Annotated in this window: 17 protein-coding genes; 12 read left to right on the plus strand and 5 right to left on the minus strand. The window is 39.8% G+C overall.

The annotated features are described in order from the left end of the window. Positions 1-5: 5 nt before the first annotated feature. The 3 genes from hslV to priA form a co-directional block, all read right to left on the minus strand. A complete protein-coding gene (gene hslV / locus AAEU29_RS18130; RefSeq protein WP_274763263.1) occupies positions 6-527 on the minus strand; it encodes an ATP-dependent protease subunit HslV in 522 nt (173 codons plus the stop codon). Positions 528-665: 138 nt separating this feature from the next. Next, complete coding sequence (locus AAEU29_RS18135) at positions 666-1,187, minus strand: SPOR domain-containing protein (RefSeq protein ID WP_421974633.1); 522 nt, start codon at positions 1,185-1,187, stop codon at positions 666-668. Between the two features lie 13 nt (positions 1,188-1,200). Beyond that, positions 1,201-3,369 (minus strand): primosomal protein N', encoded by a 2,169-nt coding sequence (gene priA / locus AAEU29_RS18140; RefSeq protein ID WP_421974634.1) that lies wholly within the window; start codon positions 3,367-3,369, stop codon positions 1,201-1,203. A gap of 217 nt (positions 3,370-3,586) precedes the next feature. Between priA and rpmE the strand changes: the two genes are divergently transcribed. Further along, positions 3,587-3,802, plus strand: a complete 216-nt coding sequence (gene rpmE / locus AAEU29_RS18145; protein ID WP_038637802.1) for a 50S ribosomal protein L31 — start codon at positions 3,587-3,589, stop codon at positions 3,800-3,802. A gap of 397 nt (positions 3,803-4,199) precedes the next feature. Next, the gene (locus AAEU29_RS18150) at positions 4,200-5,441 is read left to right on the plus strand and encodes a malic enzyme-like NAD(P)-binding protein (RefSeq protein WP_421974635.1); all 1,242 of its coding nucleotides are present in this window, start codon (positions 4,200-4,202) and stop codon (positions 5,439-5,441) included. Positions 5,442-5,485: 44 nt separating this feature from the next. Here AAEU29_RS18150 and metJ read toward each other — a convergent pair whose 3' ends face one another. Next, positions 5,486-5,809: a met regulon transcriptional regulator MetJ gene (metJ, locus tag AAEU29_RS18155; protein WP_274763190.1), complete on the minus strand. Its 324-nt coding sequence runs from the start codon at positions 5,807-5,809 to the stop codon at positions 5,486-5,488. 189 nt (positions 5,810-5,998) lie between these two features. Between metJ and metB the strand changes: the two genes are divergently transcribed. Then, positions 5,999-7,219: a cystathionine gamma-synthase gene (gene metB, locus AAEU29_RS18160; protein ID WP_421974636.1), complete on the plus strand. Its 1,221-nt coding sequence runs from the start codon at positions 5,999-6,001 to the stop codon at positions 7,217-7,219. 8 nt (positions 7,220-7,227) lie between these two features. Beyond that, positions 7,228-9,564 (plus strand): bifunctional aspartate kinase/homoserine dehydrogenase II, encoded by a 2,337-nt coding sequence (metL, locus tag AAEU29_RS18165; protein WP_421974637.1) that lies wholly within the window; start codon positions 7,228-7,230, stop codon positions 9,562-9,564. A gap of 56 nt (positions 9,565-9,620) precedes the next feature. Here the strand turns inward: metL and AAEU29_RS18170 are convergent, their stop codons facing one another. Continuing rightward, positions 9,621-12,074 carry a penicillin-binding protein 1A gene (locus AAEU29_RS18170; RefSeq protein ID WP_421974638.1) on the minus strand — a complete coding sequence of 818 codons (2,454 nt, stop codon included), beginning with the start codon at positions 12,072-12,074 and terminating at the stop codon, positions 9,621-9,623. A gap of 135 nt (positions 12,075-12,209) precedes the next feature. Between AAEU29_RS18170 and AAEU29_RS18175 the strand changes: the two genes are divergently transcribed. The 8 genes from AAEU29_RS18175 to AAEU29_RS18210 all read left to right on the plus strand — a co-directional run. Beyond that, positions 12,210-13,289, plus strand: a complete 1,080-nt coding sequence (locus AAEU29_RS18175; protein ID WP_274763186.1) for a pilus assembly protein PilM — start codon at positions 12,210-12,212, stop codon at positions 13,287-13,289. Then, entirely contained in the window at positions 13,277-13,843 is a 567-nt protein-coding gene (locus tag AAEU29_RS18180) for a PilN domain-containing protein (protein WP_274763185.1), read from the plus strand. The genes AAEU29_RS18175 and AAEU29_RS18180 overlap by 13 nt, the downstream gene beginning before the upstream one ends. Next, on the plus strand, positions 13,840-14,445 hold the full coding sequence (locus AAEU29_RS18185; RefSeq protein WP_421974639.1) for a type IV pilus inner membrane component PilO: 606 nt from the start codon (positions 13,840-13,842) through the stop codon (positions 14,443-14,445). Before AAEU29_RS18180 ends, AAEU29_RS18185 begins: the two co-directional genes overlap by 4 nt. Next, a complete protein-coding gene (locus AAEU29_RS18190; protein WP_274763183.1) occupies positions 14,442-14,975 on the plus strand; it encodes a pilus assembly protein PilP in 534 nt (177 codons plus the stop codon). The genes AAEU29_RS18185 and AAEU29_RS18190 overlap by 4 nt, the downstream gene beginning before the upstream one ends. Continuing rightward, on the plus strand, positions 14,962-17,046 hold the full coding sequence (locus AAEU29_RS18195; RefSeq protein ID WP_421974640.1) for a type IV pilus secretin PilQ: 2,085 nt from the start codon (positions 14,962-14,964) through the stop codon (positions 17,044-17,046). Before AAEU29_RS18190 ends, AAEU29_RS18195 begins: the two co-directional genes overlap by 14 nt. A gap of 142 nt (positions 17,047-17,188) precedes the next feature. Then, positions 17,189-17,707, plus strand: a complete 519-nt coding sequence (gene aroK / locus AAEU29_RS18200; protein ID WP_274763181.1) for a shikimate kinase AroK — start codon at positions 17,189-17,191, stop codon at positions 17,705-17,707. A gap of 18 nt (positions 17,708-17,725) precedes the next feature. Next, positions 17,726-18,805, plus strand: coding sequence for a 3-dehydroquinate synthase (gene aroB, locus AAEU29_RS18205; RefSeq protein ID WP_421974641.1), 1,080 nt, complete (start codon positions 17,726-17,728; stop codon positions 18,803-18,805). After that, the coding region (locus tag AAEU29_RS18210) for an ATP-binding protein (RefSeq protein WP_421974642.1) at positions 18,795-19,642 on the plus strand (848 nt) is incomplete at its 3' end. The genes aroB and AAEU29_RS18210, both read left to right, overlap by 11 nt.

The raw sequence follows: 19,642 nt of genomic DNA on the forward strand, positions 1-19,642 counted from the left end.
TTAAATTACCCCAGCTCTTCAATGGTTTGGAAGTTATTAGTAAATACGCAAATATCGCCTGCAATCTTTAAGCTTTTTTCTACAATTTCGCGCGCGCTAAGTTCAGTGTTTTCTAATAGTGCAATGGCTGCCGATTGGGCAAAGTTACCACCGCTACCAATAGCAATTAAGTCATGTTCTGGCTGCACAACATCGCCATTACCTGTGATGATAAGGGATGCGGTTTCATCTGCTACCGCTAATAGGGCTTCAAGCTTTCGAAGTGCACGGTCGCTGCGCCAATCTTTTGCCATTTCAACCGCAGCTTTTGTTAAATGACCTTGGTGCATTTCAAGTTTAGATTCAAAGCGTTCAAAAAGCGTAAATGCATCAGCAGTACCGCCAGCAAAACCAGCAAGCACTTTGCCATTATAAAGGCGACGCACTTTTTTTGCGTTGCCTTTCATTACTGTGTTACCGAGTGATACTTGGCCATCGCCACCAATCACTACTTTGCCTTCACGGCGCACAGAAACTATCGTAGTCATAAATAAACCTTAGGTTTAATCTGTTAATTTCAATTGTTATTGATATGTGGACGAAGCTGAGTATTTCAAGGGGAGGTTAAGAACTTGGTAGCTAACTAAGCTACCAAGTGATGAATTGATAATTAAATTTGTGTGATATTACTTTGGCATTAAATAAATACGGCAGCGAGACATGCGGGCACGCTTGATTTGGTTGTTCGCGCTTTCGGCTAAACGTTTGGTTTCAAATGGCTCGATTTTTACACGATACCAAACACCGTTTTTACCTTCGGTACGGTCAACATCAGCAATTAAACCTGTTTTAAAGGCAATTTGTGCTTTTAGCGCTTCAGCATCCTCACGATTACGAAGTGATGCACATTGCATATAATAGGGGCCTTGTTGTTCTTGCTCTTCAACTTCGACTTCTATTTTGGCATTCTCAATTTCATCAATAAAGTCTGGCTTTTTCGGCTTTGGCTTAGGCGCTGAAGTTTGCTCTTTTTGAGCAATTTGCGTTGCTGCTTTGCCTTCACTGTTTGTTGTAATGAAATAAAGACCATAAATACCAGCCGATACTAAAACAACCGCAACTAAAAGCGCTGCAACAGGAAAAGGGCGTTTGTTTTGAGTCGGTTTTTTTGGGGTACGTTTTTTATTTACGTAATCTCTTTGGGCCATTTTTGCTGTTTTCTTATGCCATGGATACAGGATCGATATCAATACTCCAGCGTACTTTTACTGCAAGCTTACTTTGGCTGATATAGCCAACCAATTGATTGAGGTAAAGATGCAACTGTTTGCGATCATTACCTTGCACATGGAGTTGATAACGGTACTTACCTGCAATACGTTCAAGCGCTGCAGGAACAGGTCCGAGCAATTGTATACCAGAAGGTAACTGTTCTGGAATAAGGTCATATAAAAAATTATTGATGTCATTTAGTTTGTGCGATTCACAACGAATAATCGCTAAACAACTAAAAGGTGGGAGCTGCGTTTCTTCTCGTTCGCTTAAAGCATAGCGAGAGAAATCTTGATAACCGTTATTAATTAAATCTTGTAATAACGGATGCTCAGGAAAATGTGTTTGTAATAATACGGTGCCCGCTTCACCACTGCGACCTGCACGACCTGATACCTGAGTAATTAATTGCGCTAAATGCTCTGTTGCACGGAAGTCATACGAATAAAGCCCACTGTCCACATCCATTATCACTACCAATGATACTTCGCTAAAGTGATGCCCTTTGGCAAGCATTTGTGTGCCAATTAAAATGCGCGGTTCACCTTTATTAATTTCATTTAATGCTGCTTCTAAACTACCTTTTTTACGTGTTGAGTCGCGGTCAACCCGTGTTATTGGAGTGTCTGGGAAAGCTTCGGAAAGAAACTCGGCGACTTGCTCTGTTCCTTGCCCTGCTGGAATAATTTGTGTGCTGCCACAGCAGGGGCACTGGGTTGGCACATGTTCTTGTGCGCCGCAATGGTGGCAAATTAAATTACGAATATGCTTATGGTATGTAGCATTAGCGCTGCAACGTTGGCATTGGCTTAACCAGCCACATTCGTGGCAAATAAGACTTGGTGAAAACCCTCTACGGTTTAAAAATACCATTACTTGCTTGGCGCGGTTAAGTTCTTTTTTAATGTACTCGAGAGTCGCTTGTGCTAAACCAGACTGTTGATGCTGCCCGCGCATATCAAGTAACACGTAGTGATTATTTGTTTGAGTTTGGGCACGCTCGGTTAATGTTAGAAGCTGGTATTTTTTATTAAGTGCATTTTGCACGCTTTCGAGCGATGGCGTTGCGCTGCCCAAAATAAGCGGAATTGCTAATTTGGCTGCACGAAAACAAGCTAGATCACGGGCATGATAGCGCAGAGAATCTTGTTGTTTAAACGACAGGTCATGTTCTTCATCAACGATGATCATTGCTAACTGGGCAAAGGGTAAAAAGACACTTGAGCGTGTACCAATAACAATTGCTGCACTTTGATTTTGCGCTGCGCGCCAGGTAGATAGTCGCTCATGATCTGTCATTGCAGAGTGCCAAAGCATGATAGGTACGTTTAGAAAACGTCTACGAAAACGATTAACCGTTTGCGGAGTTAAGCCAATTTCAGGCACTAATACTAATGCTTGTTTACCTTGCTCAAGTGGTTTTTCTAATGCTTGTAGATAAACTTCGGTTTTTCCACTGCCTGTAACACCCTCTAGTAAGTAGCATGTGTAACCGGATTGCTGATTAATTGCTGCAAGTGCTACCGCCTGTTCGCGGTTTAGTTTAGGCTTATCACCAACGGTTAGGGGCTTTGATTGCCAATCACGATTGTATTCTACAGTTTTCTCAATAATTGACTTTTCAAGCAGTGATTTTACGGTGCTGCTACTGAATCCTAGGGCGCTTAATTCGGTTACTGGTGTACTACCAGAATCGACCAAGTGCTCAATGAGTTGACGTTGTTTTTTACCTGTAACAGTTGCAGTATCGTCAACAAGTTTGATGATCGGTACGGCTGATTTATCTAAGTCTTCGCCTTTATTAAGTAAATTTGGCAGTGCAACTTGGTAGCTTTCACCGAGCGGGTTTTGGTAATAATGGCTAGCAAACTCCACCAAACTAATTAGGTGGTTATCAATAATTGGTTGGTTATCTACCAAGCGCGAAATTGGCTTTAGCTTTGCCATAAATTCGCTATGTGATTTGAGCTTAATTACGATGCCAATAAGTTGCTGGCGGCCAAATTGCACGGCAACACGGCAGCCAACGCTAATATTTGGTTGAATATGTGGTTCGATGAGATAATCAAAATTGCGATATAGCGGAACATTTAACGCAACTTCGGCAACTAGATGCATGGTAATTTGGCTTTCAATTTAAGGCAGACTTTTTGAAATTAAATCACGGCAAACTTTTCGCGGCTAGTGTTTAACTTAATTTATATTGAGATGGTTAAAGATCTTGCTATTGCGATGTTTGTTGGCTAGAATTCGCGCCCTATATATTTTTTGTTTAACAACGTATGGTGCCAGACTTCGGGTTTGGAGAGCGATACGGCCTAATTAGAGGTTCACTATGAAAGAAGGTATCCACCCTAAGTACGAAGCAATCAATGCTACTTGTTCATGTGGTAACAAATTTGTAACGCGTTCAACTCTTTGTAAAGACATCCACTTAGATGTTTGTTCAGAGTGTCACCCGTTCTACACTGGTAAGCAAAAAGTGCTTGATACAGGTGGTCGTGTTGATCGCTTCAACAAGCGTTTCGGCGCTTTATCAAGCAAAAAATAAGAACATTTTTGTTCTTATTAAGAAAGCACCTACGGGTGCTTTTTTTGTGTCTGAAATTTAATATGAATTTTTGTCATCTTAAATGCTTTTTCTATGTCTTTTTATTCTAAATAGATGGCTATATACTGAATTATAGATGGTTTCAATAGTCATTATTTTTACTATCTGTTGGCAAAATAGTACTCGTCGAGTGTAAAAAGAGGCGTGAGCTAAATCTGGTCGGATCTGAATTAACTTCAATCTGGTAATGATTTAGCAGAAAATATCTAGAGCTCATGGTTGTAAATTAAACTATGGTCTTAGGTTAATATATAACCGCATTTAACTTCTATTTACTCTAAATGCCGTACTATTAAACCAGTATCTCTCACTTTTAACATCGTAGGATAAGGCACGCATGTCTGACATAAGAGAAAAAGCGCTACAATACCATTCTGAACCCGTTCCCGGAAAAATTAGCATTGAACTAACAAAACCTGCTGAGACTGTTAATGACCTAGCATTAGCTTACAGCCCAGGTGTTGCTGAACCTGTTCGTGAAATTGCTGCTGATCCGAATAATGCCTATAAATATACCGCAAAGGGCAATATGGTCGCTGTTATCTCAAATGGTACTGCTATTTTAGGTTTAGGTAACTTAGGGCCGCTGGCGTCAAAACCTGTAATGGAAGGTAAAGCACTTTTATTTAAGCGTTTTGCTGGTTTAGATTCGATTGATATTGAAGTTAAACACCGCACCACAGAAGACTTTATTAATACTGTTGAAAACATTGCTGACACCTTTGGCGGTATTAACCTTGAAGATATCAAAGCACCAGAATGTTTTGAAATTGAAAAAGCACTTATTGAGCGTTGTAGTGTACCTGTTTTCCATGATGATCAGCATGGTACTGCGATTGTAACAGCTGCAGGTATGTTAAATGCGTTAGAGATCCAAGGTAAAAAGCTTAAAGATGCACTTATTGTGTGTTTAGGTGCAGGTGCGGCTGCGATTGCCTGTATGGAACTACTAATTAAATGTGGTGCACAGCGTGAGCACATTTATATGCTCGATAGAAAAGGGGTTATTCATACACGTCGTGATGACTTAAATGAATACAAAATGTTATTTGCCAACAATACAGATAAACGCACACTACAAGATGTAATTGAAGAAGCTGACGTATTTGTGGGTGTATCAGGCCCAGATCTATTAACTGCTGAAGAGCTAAAGTTAATGGCAAATAAGCCAGTGGTATTTGCGTGTTCTAACCCTGATCCTGAAATTAAACCGGAAGTAGCGAATGCCGCGCGAAATGATTTAATTATGGCAACAGGTCGTTCAGATTACCCTAACCAAGTTAATAATGTGTTGTGTTTCCCATTTATTTTCCGCGGTGCGCTTGATGTTCGTGCAACAGCAATTAATGATGAAATGAAAATTGCAGCGGTAAATGCGATTCGCGAAATTGCGAAGGAGCCAGTGCCACAAGAAGTGCTTTCGGCTTCAGGTGAATCCAACTTAGAGTTCGGTAAAGACTACATTATTCCTAAGCCAATGGATCCACGCTTATTACCACGTGTAGCACGTGCAGTTGCAGAAGCAGCGGTTGCATCGGGCGTAGCGCAAATTGAAATGCCAGAGAACTATATGCTTTAATTAAGCAATAAAAGAAAAAACCTCAGCAATTGCTGAGGTTTTTTTTATTCATCTTCTAATTCAGGAAGCGGTAAACCGCGTTCTGCGAGAATTTCTTTAACCCTTTGCGGAATATGCTCAGGATTATCTTTTCTTAAATCTTCATCATCAGGCAGTGGCTGACCTGTAAACGCATGCAAAAACGCTTCACATAGTAATTCACTATTGGTTGCATGACGTAAGTTATTTACTTGTCTACGAGTACGCTCGTCTGTCAGTACTTTCAATACGTTAAGTGGGATAGATACGGTAATTTTTTTTACTTGTTCTGATTTTTTACCGTGTTCTGCATATGGGTGAATATATTCACCGTTCCATTTAGTTGCCATAAAGTGTACTAGCCTATATCTGTTACGATTTAATTTTGACGATAGCCTGTAAGTAAGAGGCAAAATTTTATCGTTTTAAAATATATAGTCAAATATCATTTGTTTGGCTATATAGACGTGTAAAAGTTTTGACTTCCATCGTTTAGTGGTTTAACCTTTTGGACGTCTAAACATCTAAGTGGCAAAGTTATGAAGCAAAGTAAACAAACAACCCTTGCTGTTCGCAATGGCATTACAGCTGATAAACTTCACGGTGCAGTTGTACCACCGTTATATTTATCGACAACCTATGAGTTCGCTGATTTTGATAAAAAACGTGACTATGATTACGGCCGTAGTGGTAATCCAAATCGTGATATCTTAGCGGATACATTAGCTAAGCTAGAAGGCGGCGAAAAAGGGATTGTTACAGCAACAGGCATGTCTGCTGTTCACTTATGCACACAAATTTTAACGCCAGAAGATACTATTTTAATTCCACATGATTGTTACGGCGGTAGTTACCGTTTATTTACTAGCCTTGAAAAACGTGGCTTATTAAAAGTAGCTGTGGTCGATTTTACTCAAGCGTCTTGCTATGAGCAGATTAAAGCCATTAAACCTAAGCTTGTGTGGATTGAGACACCGAGCAACCCAGTTTTACGTTTAACTGACATTGCCAAAGTTGTAGATGTTGCTCACTCTGTTGGTGCCCTTGTTGGCGCAGACAACACGTTTTTATCACCGGCATTACAAAATCCAATTTCGTTTGGCGTAGATATTGTGATCCACTCAACTACAAAATACATCAACGGCCACTCAGATGTTGTAGGGGGTGTTGTAATTACACGTACAGCTGAATTAGGTGAAGAGCTTGCTTGGTGGGCAAATAACATTGGTATTACTGGTGCGCCTTTTGATGCGTATTTAACGCTCCGTGGTATTCGTACTTTAAATGTGCGTATTAAACAGCACCAAGAAAATGCATTTGCTATCGCACGCTATTTAGAAACCTGTGAGCATGTCGAAAAAGTTTACTACCCAGGCCTTGAAAGTCACCCTCAACATGAATTAGCGAAAGCTCAGCAAAAAGGGTTTGGCGGTATGGTGAGCTTTAGTATCAAAGGCACGATTGAAGATACGGCGAAGTTTTTAACTAGTGTTGAGCAGTTCAGCTTAGCTGAATCACTTGGCGGGGTAGAAAGCTTAATTTGTCACCCTGCAACCATGACACACGCAGGCATGGCGCCAGAGGCGCGTTTAAAAGCAGGTGTTAACGATACTTTAATTCGCATTTCTGTGGGTATAGAAGATGTTGAAGATTTAATTGCTGATCTTGAGCAAGCATTTTCAAAAACAATTAACAAAAACTCAGTTGCTGGTGGCGAAACACAAAACCAGTGCTGTGCTGCACGACCGGCATTGTGGTGATAAGTTAAATGACAAAACAAGTTTATAAATTTGGTGGTTCAAGCCTAAGCAGTGCAAAACGCTACCATGCAGTTGCTAATATTTGCCAACAATTAAGTGGTGGTGATGCGGTGGTGGTCTCTGCCGCAGGCAAAACAACCGATACCTTAGTGCGCTTATGGTCGAGTTACCACAATCAAGATCACAAAGGTGTAGGCGAGGTGATTGCACTATTGAAAGATCATCAGTGTGCACTTATAGCTGAATTATTAGGTGACAAAAGTGAAGTGTATGCTCACTTAATTGACGATATAAATGCAATTTCACAACGTGCAGGCTGTGCTGAACTAGAACAAGCATGGTTATTAGCACATGGTGAGTTATGGTCTGCCCGCTTACTTGCACATTATTTAAATAAAATCGGTGTTGCTGCCTGCCACTATGACAGCAGAGATTTATTCGTTGTTGCTGAAAATTACTTAAAACACGATGAAAACACAGCTCGTTGTCGTTCACTAAAGCAAGATGAGCTGAATATTGTAACTGGTTTTATCGCAAGTGATGAAGCAGGTAATACTGTAACACTTGGTCGTAACGGTAGTGATTATAGTGCCACTTTGCTTGGTAAATACTTAAACGCGGATAGTGTAACTATTTGGACTGACACACAAGGTGTTTACAGTACCGACCCACGTAAAGTGGAAAAAGCAGTTAAGTATAACAAGATTAGCCAACAACAAGCGCAGTTACTGGCGCGTTTAGGAAACCCTGTTTTACACGCTAAAACACTTACGCCATTAAAAGACAGCGATATCAAATTGGTGGTACGCAGCAGCTATGATAGCCATAGTGATGGCACAAAAGTAGTTGCCAATGAACAAGCTAAAGCAAAGCGTTTTATTACTACACTCGCCAGTTCAGACGTTTTTCAAATCACCAATAGCAATAAAGACAGCATCAGAGAGTTGAGCATTTTGCTACAACATCCATTGCAACCGTTAGAAGTTGATGGCAATACTTTATTGTTAGTACCAAGCCAATTTGGTGAGCAAGTTGCAGCGTTTTACCAACAAGATGCAGTACTAATTGAGTCTAATGTATCTGGGGTTGCTATCGTAAGTGAGCCAGGTAGTGAAACTCAACTTCTACAAAGTGCTAAGCAGTTACTAGAAAAACAAAGCATGACTCTGCGCGGCGCATGGAGCCAAAACGGTTTTGCTATTTTATTAGGTGACCAACTGCTTGAGAGCGATACTTTATCTCTGCTGCATGATGAATTGATCACGGCAAAACAAGAATTAGCAGTAATTGTTGCCGGTATTGGTAATGTGGGAGAGGTGTTTTTATCTCAACTCAGTACTCAACTTGAACGTTTGAATACTTTACTACCGGTAAAATTGGTTGGCTTATTACGTTCGAATTCAAGTTGGTTAAATGGGCACGGAATAGCCCTTGAAAACGCCAGTACGCATTTTGCAGAAAACGCAAAAGCGACAAGCGCTGAGCAACTTATTGAGTTTATTAAAGAGCTTGATTACGGCCATAAAGTGGTAATTGATATTACTGCTAGCGAACAGTTTAGTTTGCTTTACCCTGAGTTTGCACTGCATGATTGCCATATTATTTCTGCCAACAAATATGCTGGTACTGCCGAGCTTAATTGGTATGAAAACTTGCGCCGTTTGCAAACTGAAAAGAACTTGTTATGGCGTTATAACACCAGTGTTGGTGCGGGTCTGCCAATTAACTTTGCACTTAAAGATTTACAAAACTCAGGTGACAAGATCACTAAAATTAGCGGTGTTTTCTCTGGCACGTTATCGTGGTTAGGGGCTAATTATTCGCTTGATAAAAAGTTCTCGGAGCTTGTTGAGCAGGCAAGGGAACTTGGCTTTACCGAACCAGATCCGCGTGAGGATTTATCAGGACGCGATGTTCAGCGTAAGCTGTTAATTCTTGCTCGTGAGCTTGGTTTATCTCTTGAATTAGACGACATTGAATTGTCGGCTTGGATGCCACAAGAGCTTGCAAATGGTACGTGGCAAGATGCTTTAGCAAAACGAGACTTACTTGATAAGTTTGTTGAAGAACTAGCTGTAAAAGCTGAAAAAGAAGGTAAAACACTTAGGTATGTGGCTGAGTTGGATACAACCACAACACCCATTACCGCAAAAGTAGGTTTAAAAGCGGTTGCGCCAAATGCAGCTGTTGCGACACTTACCCCTGGTGATAACATTTTTGTTATAAACAGTGTGTGGTATGAAAATAATGCGCTTATAATTCAAGGTCCTGGTGCTGGACGAGAAGTTACTGCAGCAGGGGTGCACTCAGATCTTTACTGGCTATGCCATAAACTTTCTGAGTAATTAATAGAAAGTAATTAACAGTAAAAAGCCGCTTATAAAAGCGGCTTTTTTTGTTTTTAGAATAACTCTTCATTAGTGGTAGCAAGGTCGCTTGACTCATAAGGATCAAATAAATTTGGTACTTCTTCTTGTATATATTGAGTCGGAGCTGTGCCTTTAATAAAGTATTCAAAGCGCGTCGACTTATCTGTTTTATTACTCAGTAGCCCAGATTTACGGTCAATACGAACTGATACTAAACCTTCAGGCTGTTCAATTGGCGAGCTTGGCATGCCTTTTAGTGCTTCACGCATATAAGCAATCCAAGCGGGCTGTGCAGTTCGTGCACCTGATTCACCGCCGGCGAACTGGTTTTTCGTTAAGTTGTTATTATATTGAACACGACCCAAACGCTTACCAGGATCGTCAAAGCCAACCCATGTTGTTGTAATTACTTGACTGTTAAACCCAGAGAACCAAGTATCAACGATATCGTTTGTTGTACCGGTTTTACCCGACAAGTCATTGCGTTTTAAATCTTTTGCACGCCAACCGGTGCCAACCCAACCTGGCTCACCATAGACAGCTGTTTTCATTGCATCAGCAATTAGAAATGCATTCTGTTCGCTGATTATGCGCGGTGCATAATGATAGCTATCACGTACTTCTTCAGCTGTACATTGGTTGCATACCACTAGAGGCTGCGCTTGATAAATAATATTGCCTTCTGCATCTTCAATACGGTCGATAAAATAAGGTTCTATCAAATGCCCGCCATTTGCAAATGCAGCCATACCACGGGCAACTTCCAATGGCGTTAAGGATGCAGCACCTAGCGAAAGGGCTTCATGGGGTTTGATATCTTCAGGCGAGAAACCAAATTTAAGTAAGTGGTCTACCGTGTTACGAGCACCTATGCCTCTTAGTAGTCGCACAGCAACAACGTTTTTAGATTGCGCTAAAGCGCGGCGCACACGAATTGGACCATCATAATTAGCTGGGCTATTTTCAGGACGCCATGCGATGCGTTGTGCTGAGTTCCAGCTATTAATGGGGGCATCATTAATAATAGTGCCGAGTGAATAACCGTGCTCAATGGCCGCAGAATAAAGAAATGGTTTAATATTTGAACCAACTTGGCGTTTAGCCTGAGTAACGCGGTTGTATTGTGATTGCTCAAAACTATATCCCCCAACTAGCGCTTCGATTGCGCCATTTTGTGGATTAAGCGATACAATCGCACTACTCACATCAGGCATTTGTGATAGTTGGTATTGAGCAGTTTCATCTTGCTGAAGCCATATAAACGCGCCAGGATGCAGAATATCAGAGGTTACTGAAGGTGCTTTACCTTGCCTGGATTGGGTAATATATGGGCGAGCCCACTTTAATCCATCCCAATTGATCGTAATTGATGTGCCATCTTTTAATACGGCATAGGCATTTTGCTCGTCGATTTGTTCAACAACTGCCGCTTTTAAATAACCAAATTCATCAACTGATTCAAGATAGGATAAGATTTCTTTTCGCTGCCATGGTGCATCTGTTTCTGAATTCCACAGATAAATTTTGACACCTCGAAAGCCATGACGATGGTCATAATTATGGATATTGTCCATAAGTGCTTTTTGAGCAGCAGCTTGATTGCGAGAATTTATAGTCGCGTAAACTTTGTAACCAGTATTATAAGCTCCTTCTAAACCAAAACGAGCAACCATATCAGCACGGATCATCTCTGATATGTATGGCGCTGAAAATTCGATTTCAGCACCATGCTTCTTTGCAGTAATTGGCGCTTTACTAGCTTTATCAAATTGCGCTTGGCTTATATAACCTTCAACTAACATTCGTGACAGAACAACATTGCGGCGATGCTTTGCGCGTTCTGGGTTGCTAATTGGGTTTAGTGTTGAAGGGGCTTTTGGTAAGCCTGCAATCATCGCTAATTCCGGCAGACTCAATTCGTTAAGATCTTTACCGTAGTAAACTTGAGCAGCTGCGCCAATACCAAAGGCTCTGTGACCAAGCTCAATTTTGTTAAGGTAAAGTGCAAGGATCTCATCCTTTGTCATTAAGCTTTCGATATGCAGTGCGATAAAAATTTCTTTTATCTTACGCATGTAAGCTTTTTCACGAGTTAAGAAGAAGTTACGTGCTGTCTGCATGGTGATGGTACTAGCACCTTGCTTCTTTTGTCCGGTAGTAATTAACACGATTGCAGAGCGGATAATACCAATAGGGTCGATACCCGGATGTTCGTAAAAACGATTGTCTTCTGTTGCTAAAATCGCATGGATAAAGTCTTCAGGAATTTGATCTATCGTAACGGGAATACGTTTTTTTTCACCAAATTGGTTGATTAATCGTCCATCTTTGGTGAATACTTGCATAGGTGTTTGAAGTTGCACGTCTTTTAAAACGGCAACACTGGGCAGCTCGGGCTTTACATAAAAGTAAAGGATAACTACTGCAAAAGTACCAAGAATGGTACATATGATAATAAAACGTAAAAAGTTTTTTATAAAAGCCACAGAAAATTCCCGAGAATGGACTCCCAATTACAAGATAACACTGGTAGTATATCCTGATTAATTTTTGAATAAAATTTTTTCGCTAGATTTTATAAAGTTATTATAATTATAAAAAAAAGGATTAGCGTTAGGTTTATGATAGGTCAACTGTTTAAAAAACCACAGCCTCTGATGGTTGGTATTGATATTGGTTCACATTCCGTTAAAGCGGTATTGCTTAGCCAAAAAGAAACTCATTACCGACTTGAAGCGTTCGCTGTTGAGCCAATGCCTAAAGGGGCAATGGCAGAAAGGACCATTCAAGATATTGAAGCTGTTGGTCGTGTTATTAACAAAATCCGTAAAAAACTCCCCAAGAATATTACGGAAGCGGCTACAGCGGTATCTGGTCAAGCAGTTATCACTAAGGTCATCTTTATGGATGTTGCCTTAACGGATGCTGAATTAGAATCGCAAATTGAAATTGAAGCGGATAGCTTAATTCCATATCCATTAGACGAAGTCAGTCTGGATTTTGAAAAGCTAGACGTCAATGATGCTGATCCTTCAAAAGTAAATGTACTACTTTCGGCTGCGCGTACTGAAAGCGTTGAAGCTCGTGCAGGTGCAGTTGAGTCAGGCGGATTTACACCAAAAGTAGTTGATGTTGAAGCATATGCGTTAAGTCGTAACATCGACCTCTGCTATGATTTACTGCCAGAAGATGCAGCTAATAAAATAGTTGCGTTTATTGATGTCGGTGCGACGATGACGCTTATTAGTGTTGCTCAAAACGGTGAGACGCTTTATACCCGTGACCAAGTGTTTGGTGGTGAGCAATATACTCACAGTATTGTGTCGTATTACAACAAAAGCTTTGATGAAGCCGAATTAGCTAAAACATCGGGTGATTTACCTCCAAACTATACGTTTGAAGTATTAGCACCTTTCCAAACGTCATTCTTGCAGCAAGTTCGTCGTGCAATTCAAATGTTCTTAACAACAAGTGGTAAAGATCAAGTTGATTATATTGTCCTTTCGGGCGGTACTTCATTGATTTCAGGTTTAGATAAGTTACTGATTGATGAACTTGGTATTCATTCTGTGATTATGAACCCTTTTGAGAAAATGGAGTTAGCACCAGGGGTGGATCGTGAATCCTTAGAAAAACATCAAGCCCAGCTAGCAGTTGCAACAGGCTTAGCACTAAGGAGTTTTTCACCATGCCACATATAAATCTCCTGGCGTGGCGTGAAGCGTCGCGCAAAGAGGCACAAAAACAGTTTGTAACTATCTTGCTACTGGTTGTGATCATGTCATTTGGTAGTATGTTTGGTTTAAGCATGTTTTATGGTGCTTTAAAAGATGGCCAAAATGTGCGTAATAACTTTTTAACATCAGAAATCGCTTTACTCGATCAGCGAATTAAAGATATTCGTGAACTAGATAAACGAAAAGCGAGCCTACAACAACGTATGCGCTTAATCGAAGAGCTTCAAAGTAACCGAAACCTTGGTACACAAATCATGGATGAAGTTGCACTTGTCGTTCCTTCAGGTGTTTACTTAACAAGCTTAGAACGTCGTGACCGAGCGCTACAAATCGTAGGTAAAAGTGAATCTCATAACCGCGTATCTGCTATGTTACGTAAGTTAGAAGAATCTTATCTATTTGAAGATGCTGTAATGCAAGTAATTGAAGCTGGCGATCAAGAGCTTCGCCTTCTTAATGATTTTAATCTAAGGTTTAGAGTGAAGCCTTACGAGGAAATTAGCGAGGCTCAAAAATGAATATTGATTTAAAGTCGCTAAATGAAATCGAATTAGACGAATTAGATCTTGAAAACATAGGAAGTTGGCCTTTAGCGGTCAAAATTATTGTGTGTATTATAGCTGCGGGCTTGGTTGCATTTTTCACATACTCAATGATGGTTTCAAATGAAATTGAGGCGTATGAACAAGCGCAGCAAAAAGAGCAAGAGTTACGTACCACTTATCGTCAAAAATACGATGTAGCAAGTAAACTTGAGATCTATCGTCAACAAATGGTTGAGATGGAAGAAAAATTTGCGCAGCTATTGAAGCGCCTTCCTACCTCAAGTGAAACACCTGGTCTTATCGAAGATTTATCATACATTGGTACTTCAAGTGGCTTAACATTCCATAAAGTTGAGTGGATGCCAGAGATTGAAAAAGAGTTCTACACAGAGCTGCCGATTAAAATTGAAGTTGTTGGTAGTTACCACGACTTCGGTGAGTTTGTGAGTAAGGTTGCTGAACTACCTCGTATTATCAGCTTACATGACTTCACAATAAAAGGCGGTGATAAACAAGAGCAACTAGAATTTAGCGTTGTTGCTAAAACATACCGATATGAAGGAGAGCGTGAATGAAAAAATTAGCAATTTTAGCATTACCTCTTATTCTTAGCGGCTGCTTTGATGATTTAACAGAGCAACAAGAGTTTATTAATCAGGTGCGTGCTAATACTAATAATAATGTTGAGCCAATTCCTGAAATAAAGAAGTTTAACCACTTTGCTTACACAGCCAGTGAAAAGCGAAGCCCATTTGTAGCGCCTAAGCCAGAAGTTATTCAGGATCGATTATTGCAGGTTCAAAACTGCTTACACCCAGATCCAAGAAGACGTAAAGAAGCTTTAGAGCGTTTCCCGCTTGAGAATTTACAAATGCGTGGAACGATCGGCTCAACAACAGAGTTATTAGCGCTGATAACAGCACCAGATAACTCGTTGCATGAAGTTGGTATTGGTGGCCGAATGGGTTTGTTTAATGGCAAAGTAACTCAGGTTCAAAATGGCTTTATTGAGTTATTAGAGTTAATACCTGATGGTGCAGGATGTTGGAAAGAACGCCTGACGAAAGTGGAAATCGTGGAGGCAGGTAGCAATGCGTCAAGTTAATAATAAAGGGTTTAATAATATGCGATCAGCAGTAGGTCTTCTACGTAAAGGTTTTACAACTTTACTGACAGCCGGTTTATTGGTGCTTTCATTTGGGGCATCTGCTGTCCCGCTGCTATATGATGTGCGCTACAACCCATTACTCGATGGTGAAACGGAAATCGAATTCGTATTTGACGAAGAGATTTATATTGAACCTAAAATCCAGGTATTTTCTGAGCCTGCTCGTATTGAATTATTTTTCGATGAAGCTGACTTTGAAGAAAACCTAACTGAAGTATTAATTAATAAAGCAGGTGTTAAACGTGTTACTCATGCTTTTGAAAATGACGGCTTTAAAGTTACAGTTTTCTTAGACTATCTTAAAATTTATCAAACACGTGTAGATAAAAACTTATTCTATTTACATGTGAGTGATAACCCAACGCAAGATGTTGCTGAAACATCAGCAGTAGAAGACAGCTCTAGTTATATTAACAAAATCCAAGCTATTGATTTTCGTCGTGGCGAAAGCGGTGAAGCGCGAGTGATGATTTTCTTACAAGAAAACATGGCTGCAATCGACGTTAGTGAAAAAGCTGGCAAAATTGTTGCTGAATTTCACAACACCGATATTCTTGATGATTTATTATATCAATTAGATGTTATGGATTTTGGTACGGTAGTAAGCACTGTTGAAACCTTTAAAGATGGCATCAACAGCCGTATTGTTATCGATACTACGACAGGTTTTGATTATAACTATCAGCAACTTGATAACATCTTCACGTTAACAGTTGAAAAAGATGAGTCTAAGCGCAGTTTCCTTGGTGATGGTAAAGACTACCAAGGTAAGCCTATGTCACTTAACTTCCAAGATATTTCTATTCGTCAAGTGCTGCAAATTATTGCGCAGTACAATAACTTCAACTTAGTAACGAGTGATTCAGTTGAAGGTAACATTACACTACGTTTAGATGGTGTTCCATGGGACCAAGCGCTTGATGTTGTTTTACGAATGAAGGGCTTAGATAAGCGCATGGATGGTTCTATTCTAATGGTTGCACCGACAGAAGAGTTAGCATCACGTGAAGCTCGCGAGCTAGAAGTTAAGCAAAAAGTTGCTGAACTTGAACCGCTATATAGCGAGTACATTCAACTAAACTATGCTAAAGCGAAAGATTTCTCAGAACTATTAAAGTTTGAAGGTAACAGTATTTTATCAAGCCGTGGTTCAGTATCGGTTGATGAGCGTACCAATACATTACTTATTAAAGATACTGCAGTAAGTATTGAAAGTGTTCGTCGTATGATTGAGAACCTTGATATTCCGGTTAAGCAGGTAAAAATTGAATCTCGCATGGTTACTGTTCGTGACAATGTTCAAGAAGATTTAGGTATTCGTTGGGGCTTTAGTGATCAGCAGAATTCTGATGGTGTTTCAGGTACCTTAGAAGGTGCTAACAACATCGCAAATGGTATTATTCCAGCGCTTAGCGATCGTTTAAATGTTAATTTGCCGATTGCAAACCCTGCAGGTAGTATTGGTATCCATGTGGCAAAACTTGCTGATGGCACGCTAATTGACCTTGAGTTATCTGCGCTTGAGCAAGAAAATAAAGCTGAAATTATCGCAAGTCCAAGTATTACTACTGCAAACCAAAAACTTGCTCGTATTGAGCAAGGTACTGAAATTCCTTATGTTCAAGCTGCATCAAGTGGTGCAACTACGGTTGAATTTAAGAAAGCAGTATTAAGTTTGGAAGTAACGCCACAAATTACACCTGACGACAAGATCATCCTAGACCTTGTTATTACTCAGGATACGCGTGGTGATACAGTACAAACACCAACTGGCCCTGCGGTAGCAATTGATACTCAGAAGATTCGTACTCAAGTATTGGTTGATAATGGTCAGACTGTAGTGCTTGGTGGTATTTACCAGCAGCAGATTGTGAGCAGCACGAAAAAAGTACCTCTGTTAGGTGATATTCCTTACCTTGGTTACTTGTTCCAATCTAATAGTGAATTTAATGAGAAAAAAGAGTTACTTATTTTCGTAACTCCGAAAATTCTTAATGAATCTTTGTAGCTAAAAAGGGCTGAATAGCCCTTTTTATTGTATAACACTTGAAAACCTTGCCTATTTGTTGAGATAATCTCCGCCTTACTTTTGGGGACCAGCTAATAAGCGGGGTTTTTTTCAATTTTAGAGTTCGTTTGTACTAAAAGATATGGCTGAAAAACGTAATATATTTCTAGTGGGCCCAATGGGCGCAGGTAAAAGCACTATTGGTCGTCACCTTGCAGACCAACTTCATTTAGAGTTTTTTGACTCAGACCAAGAAATCGAGCGTCGCACTGGTGCGGATATCGCTTGGGTATTTGATATTGAAGGTGAAGAAGGGTTTCGTCGCAGAGAAGAGTCTGTTATTTCTGATTTAACAGAAAAGCAAGGTATCGTTCTAGCAACAGGCGGTGGCTCTATTATTAGTAAAGATGTACGTAATAAGCTTTCTGCTCGTGGTATCGTTGTTTATTTAGAAACTCCGATCGAAAAGCAATTAGCGCGTACTCAACGTGACAAGAAACGTCCGTTATTGCAAACGGAAGAACCACCTAAAGATGTATTAGTTCGTTTAGCTGACGAGCGTAATCCACTTTACGTTGAAGTTTCTGACTTCGTTGTTCGTACCGATGAACAAAGTGCAAAAGTTGTTGCCAATCAAATTATCGAAAAGATAAATTTCTAAATATAAAAGGGGATGCGCATGCTTGAATTATCAGTTAATTTGGGTGAGCGCAGCTACCCAATTTATATTTCACAAAACAATCTTACTGATAGTCCAAATTTATCGGAAATTTTGGCAGGTAAAAAAGTGGTGATTGTTTCCAATGAAACAATCGCTCCTATCTACTTAGATAAATTCACAGCTCAATTACCATCAGATTCCTTTCTGTCTTGCATCATCCCAGATGGCGAGCAATTTAAATCACTCGAATACTTTGAATTTATAAATCGCTTTTTGTTAGAGCATAACTGCGGCCGTGATACCTGCCTTGTTGCGCTTGGTGGCGGCGTGATTGGTGATTTAACTGGTTTTGTAGCTGCCTGTTATCAACGTGGTATTGATTTTATTCAGGTGCCAACAACATTACTGTCGCAAGTAGATTCATCTGTAGGTGGTAAAACAGCGGTTAACCATCCACTTGGTAAAAATATGATTGGTGCTTTTTATCAACCTAAAGCTGTTTATATCGACAATAATACCCTTAGCACCTTACCAGACAGAGAATTTGCAGCTGGTATTGCTGAAGTAATCAAATATGGCTTAATTTACGATGCTGACTTCTTTAAGTTTATTGAAGATAACTCAACTGCTATAAAAGAACATCATACAGAAGCACTTAGTAAAATTATTTATCGATGCTGTGAAATTAAAGCTGAAATTGTTGCACAAGATGAGAAAGAGTCTGGATTAAGAGCTTTATTAAATCTTGGACACACTTTCGGTCATGCAATTGAAGCTGAAATGGGATACGGTAATTGGCTTCATGGTGAAGCCGTTGCCACAGGTATGGTGTTAGCGTCACAGTTAGCGTTTTTGCGTGGCTATCTGTCAGAGCAAGAGTTACAACGAATAATTACTCTGCTAGCAGACTTCAATTTACCAATAAAAGCACCAACAAGCATGTCATGTGATGATTTTGTAAAACACATGGTTAAAGATAAAAAGAATAAACAAGGTGTGATCCGTTTTATCATTCCAACATCTTTCGGTGCATGTGAACTTGTTGATGATGTTACACAACAAGAATTAGAAGAGTTATTTAAACTGCATGCAAACTAAAATATTGCCAAGTAGGCAGGCGTTAGTCGATAGAATCGAATTGCAGTTTGCTTATGGTAATAATTTTATATGCCTTATTTCTGAGGTAGGTTTAGGCAAGAGTTATCTTGCCGAAACATTTATCTCAGACAAATTCCCAGAGCATAATAAAGCCTATATTCAGGCTTCTCGCAGTGCCCAAGACCGTCATCTACTTGGGCAAATTTTAGAGCAAAGTTTTTCAAATCCCTTAATTGATTATGATTTAAATATTCAGGATAACTTTGCAATATTGTCTAAAGGCATACTTGAGCCACTGTTAATAGTAATTGATAATGCCCATTTTATCAGTGATGAGTTTGCCAATGAGCTGTATCAACTGACCGAGCTTTACCAAGGTAAAATACGAATCTTATTAACAGCTACTCGGCAGTTACCAGTGCTTGATGCTATCAATATCCACTTAGAGCCATTAAATCAAAGTGAAAGTTTGTCTTTAATGAGAATGTACTTTAAAGATTTGCCTTATGAAGATGAGCCAATTTTTGGTGCTTTTTTAGCTGCTTGTCATGGTAACCCGCAATTGCTATTGGCCTGGAAAAATGAAAATAAGCAGCAAGATTTAAAAATTGAAACGCGTAAAAAACAGGTGAAAATCTATAGTTGGTTAGTGTTTTTTACAGTTGTTTTAGTCGCAATTGCAAGTGCATTACTTTATTTTTTCAAGCAGCAGACTTTTTCTCAAAAAGAGGATGTAAGTGAAGCACCAACAACCGTTATTCAATCACACGATGTTTCGCTTGAAGTAAATAAGCTTGATTTAATAGAGAGCAAGCAAAATACTTCTGCTCAGCCAGA

It is taken from the genome of Pseudoalteromonas aquimarina (assembly GCF_049257255.1).
Lineage (GTDB): Bacteria > Pseudomonadota > Gammaproteobacteria > Enterobacterales > Alteromonadaceae > Pseudoalteromonas.

Bases quoted from the DNA above. Each gene is read 5' to 3' on its own strand.
- AAEU29_RS18180 (WP_274763185.1), top strand. From the start codon at position 13,277: ATGCCACATATAAATCTCCTGGCGTGGCGTGAAGCGTCGCGCAAAGAG.
- aroK (WP_274763181.1), top strand. From the start codon at position 17,189: ATGGCTGAAAAACGTAATATATTTCTAGTGGGCCCAATGGGCGCAGGT.
- priA (WP_421974634.1), bottom strand. From the start codon at position 3,369: ATGCATCTAGTTGCCGAAGTTGCGTTAAATGTTCCGCTATATCGCAAT.
- AAEU29_RS18135 (WP_421974633.1), bottom strand. From the start codon at position 1,187: ATGGCCCAAAGAGATTACGTAAATAAAAAACGTACCCCAAAAAAACCG.
- metB (WP_421974636.1), top strand. From the start codon at position 5,999: ATGAAGCAAAGTAAACAAACAACCCTTGCTGTTCGCAATGGCATTACA.
- metJ (WP_274763190.1), bottom strand. From the start codon at position 5,809: ATGGCAACTAAATGGAACGGTGAATATATTCACCCATATGCAGAACAC.
- AAEU29_RS18195 (WP_421974640.1), top strand. From the start codon at position 14,962: ATGCGTCAAGTTAATAATAAAGGGTTTAATAATATGCGATCAGCAGTA.
- rpmE (WP_038637802.1), top strand. From the start codon at position 3,587: ATGAAAGAAGGTATCCACCCTAAGTACGAAGCAATCAATGCTACTTGT.
- AAEU29_RS18190 (WP_274763183.1), top strand. From the start codon at position 14,442: ATGAAAAAATTAGCAATTTTAGCATTACCTCTTATTCTTAGCGGCTGC.
- AAEU29_RS18150 (WP_421974635.1), top strand. From the start codon at position 4,200: ATGTCTGACATAAGAGAAAAAGCGCTACAATACCATTCTGAACCCGTT.
- hslV (WP_274763263.1), bottom strand. From the start codon at position 527: ATGACTACGATAGTTTCTGTGCGCCGTGAAGGCAAAGTAGTGATTGGT.
- AAEU29_RS18185 (WP_421974639.1), top strand. From the start codon at position 13,840: ATGAATATTGATTTAAAGTCGCTAAATGAAATCGAATTAGACGAATTA.
- aroB (WP_421974641.1), top strand. From the start codon at position 17,726: ATGCTTGAATTATCAGTTAATTTGGGTGAGCGCAGCTACCCAATTTAT.
- metL (WP_421974637.1), top strand. From the start codon at position 7,228: ATGACAAAACAAGTTTATAAATTTGGTGGTTCAAGCCTAAGCAGTGCA.
- AAEU29_RS18175 (WP_274763186.1), top strand. From the start codon at position 12,210: ATGATAGGTCAACTGTTTAAAAAACCACAGCCTCTGATGGTTGGTATT.